The 4,548-nt window shown below is 46.1% G+C and carries 3 protein-coding genes and 1 pseudogene; 3 read left to right on the forward strand and 1 reads right to left on the reverse strand.

Features of this window, described 5'->3' with window-relative positions; all coding sequences use genetic code 11:
• Positions 1-461 (reverse strand): annotated as a pseudogene (locus tag ABY436_RS19100) (phenylacetic acid degradation protein PaaN); the annotation flags it as partial.
• Between the two features lie 348 nt (positions 462-809).
• On the opposite strand from ABY436_RS19100, the gene ABY436_RS19105 reads away from it, so the two are divergent.
• The 3 genes from ABY436_RS19105 to ABY436_RS19115 all read left to right on the forward strand — a co-directional run bounded on the left by ABY436_RS19105 (position 810) and on the right by ABY436_RS19115 (position 4,406).
• Positions 810-2,042 (forward strand): Bcr/CflA family multidrug efflux MFS transporter, encoded by a 1,233-nt coding sequence (locus tag ABY436_RS19105; RefSeq protein ID WP_372740517.1) that lies wholly within the window; start codon positions 810-812, stop codon positions 2,040-2,042.
• A gap of 23 nt (positions 2,043-2,065) precedes the next feature.
• On the forward strand, positions 2,066-2,611 hold the full coding sequence (locus ABY436_RS19110; protein ID WP_372740518.1) for a hydrolase: 546 nt from the start codon (positions 2,066-2,068) through the stop codon (positions 2,609-2,611).
• A gap of 241 nt (positions 2,612-2,852) precedes the next feature.
• Complete coding sequence (locus tag ABY436_RS19115) at positions 2,853-4,406, forward strand: alanine/glycine:cation symporter family protein (RefSeq protein WP_372740519.1); 1,554 nt, start codon at positions 2,853-2,855, stop codon at positions 4,404-4,406.
• The last annotated feature ends 142 nt before the right edge of the window (positions 4,407-4,548 follow it).

Genomic DNA, 4,548 nt, shown 5'->3' on the forward strand with positions numbered 1-4,548 from the left:
GCCTGAAATGCCATCATGAACCCCTGCCCTGAGGTGTGCATCACCGCATAGCCGATCTCAAAGCTGCGTTTGTTGATACGTTCGAGTATTTCCAGACAGACAGCAGCACGGCCTTGCGGGCCAATGTCACGCCAGGCTTTATGTGCATCCTGCATGGCAGGCAGCAACTGATCCAGATCCACCCGCGGGTATTTGACGTTAAGCTCAATACCATAAGGTGATACTTCAGCGCCCGCTTCACCGACGATACCCGGCATATCCAGTGCAAAACTCTGGTTGAGATAGTTTTTAAACGCCGCTTCGCCATCGGCATTGGCGGTTTCGCCATAGGCACGCGGGCTGGGATTTTCCGGGTAGGGCGTCCAGTAGTCACGGGTTTTAATGGCATTAAGGGCGGCGTTCAGTGTGTTCTGGTGCTTGTCTAGTAAGGTAGCAAGCCGGGGCGTCATCACGTAGCTCATGAGGATTTTTTGTCCTGTTCTGTAAAGAAGTTCTTAAGGGGCTATTTTTTATATTTTCTTTGTCAGCGCTGTATAGATAGGAGAACCATACACCAAAGTTTATGATACATAAAGAACGTCTTTAGTTATAAATATTGTATCCCTTAGCGAATAGCTATAACCTCTTTTTCACGATTCTCGTTACACGTTCGGCTTTGATGCAGGTAAATTCACTCTGCTTCATAACAAGACAACTTCGGCGAATCTCATCCGCGCTTTTTTTTGGCAATAATCTTTTGCCAATTTATAGCCTGTTATAACCGACTAACCTTGAGTAAAGTCCCCTCTACACTTGCGTAAGGAATGTTGATGTTTTTACCTACCTCTCTGGCAACCATACTTATTCTTGCCTCTGTTGTTGCTCTGGGCCCTCTCTCAACCGATATGTACCTGCCAGCGCTACCAAGGCTAACAACTGAGCTGAATGCCTCTATCGATCAGGTACAAATTACGCTATCCATCTTCTTCGGCGGCTTTGCTGTTGCTCAACTATTATATGGACCTTTGGCCGATCGTTTCGGACGTAAATCAGTGTTATCAGGAGGGCTATTTCTTTTTACGGCAGCGTCCTTTGGTTGCGCAACAGCCACCACCATTGAGGAGCTTATCTTGTTTCGCTTCCTGCAAGCACTTGGCGCTTGTGGCGGTCCGGTACTTGGGCGCACCATTATTCGTGACATTTACGGACCGACGCAATCTGCCCGCGTACTCTCGATGATGGGTACTATTATGGCGCTGGCACCGGCCGTTGCACCCATCGTTGGCGGTTATATGCTCTTAGTCTTTAACTGGAGTTCTATTTTTATTTTTTTAGGGGTATATGGGGCAATTGTCACCCTGATTATCATGCTTAAGGTTCAGGAGTCGCTGCAACCTGAAAATATTAGCAGCCTGCACCCAATGTCCATCTTAAGAAACTATAACCAACTGCTTCACAGTCGTATTTTTCTTGGCTATACACTCTGCTGCAGCTTTATCTTCTCTGGCTTATTTTCTTTTCTTTCTGGGTCATCATTTGTATTAATCGACTTTTTTGGTGTTCCTGAAGCCAATTACGGCTTCTACTTCACGGCCATTGTTCTCGGCTATATGTCAGGCGCACAATTTAGCCAACGATTTGGATCTCGTTTTGGTATCAATAAAATATTAATCATCGGCACCTCAATTGCTACAGTGTCAGGCAGCGCCATGCTGCTAGCTTCTTTACTTGAAATACATAACCTTTACTGGGTGATTGGCTGCCAGGTATTTTTTATGATGGCTGTCGGAATGGTCATGCCGCAGACAATGGCTGGCGCCATGGGGCCCTTCCCTAAAATGGCCGGCACAGCCTCCGCATTATTAGGTTTCACTCAATCAGGCATTGCCGCCATTGTTGGCCTCATTGTTGGCCATAACCACTCAGGCACACCCACCGTAATGGCTGCCAGCATATCGCTTATGGGCCTCCTGTCTTTAGTCAGTTATTGGTTGATTATCAGACCTGCGACGACTGAAGCAGAAAGTACGCTTGGCAAACTAACGGATAAGGAATTATCCTGAGCTCAAATAATAAGGAGAACATTATGCTGATTAGCCCAGAAAAATCCTGCCTACTTGTCGTGGATATCCAAGAAAAGTTGGCTCCGGCCATCTTTGAAAGTGAAGAACTGATCAAAAATAGCAAATGGCTCATTGAAATCGCCACCATTCTCAACGTATCTATAATGACAACTGAGCAGTATCCCCAGGGAATCGGATATACCGTTGAAGAACTTAAAAGGCTTTTGCCCTCAGATAAGACCATGGAAAAAACGCACTTCTCATGTATGGCAGAGCCAAGCTGTCAGAAGATGATTAACGAGAGCGGCGTTGAGCAGATCGTCATTATAGGCACGGAGTCTCATGTCTGTGTATTGCAAACCGCCATACAATTAAAGCAGGAAGCCTTTGATGTATATGTGGTTGAAGATTGTGTCTCTTCGCGAAAACAGGCAGATAAAGCCTGCGCGCTGGCACGCATGCGCGGCTGCGGTATTCATATCGTAACGCGTGAAATGGTCGCCTTTGAATGGATGCAAAAAGCCGGCACTGAATCTTTCAGGCACATCAGTAAAAACTACTTACGCTAATTGGCTACCCGCCACATCACCTATTTTTAAGACACACTAACAGACTCTGCGTTACTTTCACTGACGCCTGAGCATGCCACAACATGCCCAGGCAGAAGAATATTCGAAATATCAATGACCTAGCCATACTTTCATCTCTCTGCAATCCGATAACAGCAAAAAACCCTGCTGAATTCTCTATAGAATTTCCGCCGACAATTCTAATAACGAAAAAACTCAATCCCCCCGGAGACCGGCGTAAATGCAATCAATTATAGATTCTATAAACGGAATCATTTGGAGCCCTGCTCTTATCTACTTGTGCCTGGGTGCAGGCTTGTTCTATTCAATACTTACCCGTTTTGTACAGGTACGTTTATTTGCTGAAATGTGGCGTCTGCTTTTTTCAGGCAACAGCTCAGACAAGGGCATCTCTTCTTTCCAGGCACTGGCTGTTTCTCTTTCAGGCCGTGTAGGAACAGGTAACATTGCCGGCGTTGCTGCAGCTATCGGTTTTGGTGGCCCCGGTGCTGTTTTCTGGATGTGGGTCGTAGCATTTTTAGGTGCTGCAACAGCCTATACTGAATCAGCATTAGGACAAATCTACAAAGAAGAACATGAAGGCCAGTACCGTGGTGGTCCAGCTTTCTATTTTGAAAAAGCGATGGGACAGAAATGGTTTGCGTGGATTTTTGCCATTAGTACCATCATCGCCTGCGGCGTCATGCTGCCAGGCGTACAGTCTAACGGCATCGGTAATGCTGCAGAACTAGCGTTTGGTACGGGCGAAATTATCAGCACGACCATGGGCGACCTGAGTCTGACTAAAATAATGACCGCTATCAGTATTGTTTTGGTTCTCAGCTTCATTATCTTTGGTGGTGTTAAGCGTATTGCCAGCTTCACTCAGGTCGTTGTACCTTTCATGGCACTAACTTATATTGTTATTGCCTGCTCCGTAATTGCGCTGAATCTCGAAGCTTTGCCTGGCGTTATCAGTGCGATTTTCACTGATGCATTTACTCCTATGGCCGGTATGGGCGCAGCTATCGGCTGGGGCGTGAAACGCGGTGTTTACTCAAACGAAGCCGGACAAGGCACCGGCCCTCACGCTGCTGCAGCGGCGGAGGTTGATCATCCCGCACAACAGGGTCTTGTTCAGTCTTTTTCAGTCTATATTGATACCTTGTTTGTTTGCTCAGCTACTGCGTTTATGATCCTGATTACTGGCGCTTACAATGTACATGGTGTTGGCGAAGGCATATTCCTGGTGCAGAACTTAGCATCCGAAATTGCAGCAAACAGCCCTGCTTATACACAGACAGCCGTTGAACAAGTGCTACCCGGTGTAGGCAAACCCTTCATCGTATTGGCGTTATTTTTCTTCTCGTTTACTACGATTCTGGCTTACTACTACATAGCAGAAACGAATCTTGCTTACCTAAAGCGTACGGTGAAGCTGCCAGGTTTTGACTTTTTACTGAAGCTTACCCTACTCGCAGCAACTTTCTACGGAACCGTCAAAACAGCCAACCTTGCATGGGGTCTGGGTGACATCGGCGTAGGACTGATGGCATGGTTGAACATTATCGGAATTCTAATCATCTTCTTCATCTCTAAGCCGGCGGTAAAAGCTCTGAAAGATTATGAAGCACAACGTAAAGCCGGTGTAAAAGAATACACCTTTAACCCCGAGAAGCTCGGCATCGAAGGTGCGGACTTCTGGGTTAAACGTTATGCCAGACAATCTGGTAAATCTAAGGCCAAAGAGCAAGAAAAAGAACCGGAAAAAGAGCTGGAAAAAGAGATCGCGTAACCTGTATTAGTTCCGACTAGACCTGACACATCTTCTTGAAAAAGAGAGAGTTACCCGTTTTGATAAAGGTGTCGAATCTTAAATCAAAACAAAAGGTAACTCTCATGATTCATACTAACAATCCCATCATAAAACACAAAGC

It is taken from the genome of Neptunomonas sp. (genome assembly GCF_041601355.1).
Classification (GTDB): Bacteria; Pseudomonadota; Gammaproteobacteria; order Pseudomonadales; family Balneatricaceae; genus Neptunomonas.

Excerpts from the sequence above, each read along its gene's own strand:
- ABY436_RS19115 (WP_372740519.1), top strand. The coding sequence starts at position 2,853 with ATGCAATCAATTATAGATTCTATAAACGGAATCATTTGGAGCCCTGCT.
- ABY436_RS19110 (WP_372740518.1), top strand. The coding sequence starts at position 2,066 with ATGCTGATTAGCCCAGAAAAATCCTGCCTACTTGTCGTGGATATCCAA.
- ABY436_RS19105 (WP_372740517.1), top strand. The coding sequence starts at position 810 with ATGTTTTTACCTACCTCTCTGGCAACCATACTTATTCTTGCCTCTGTT.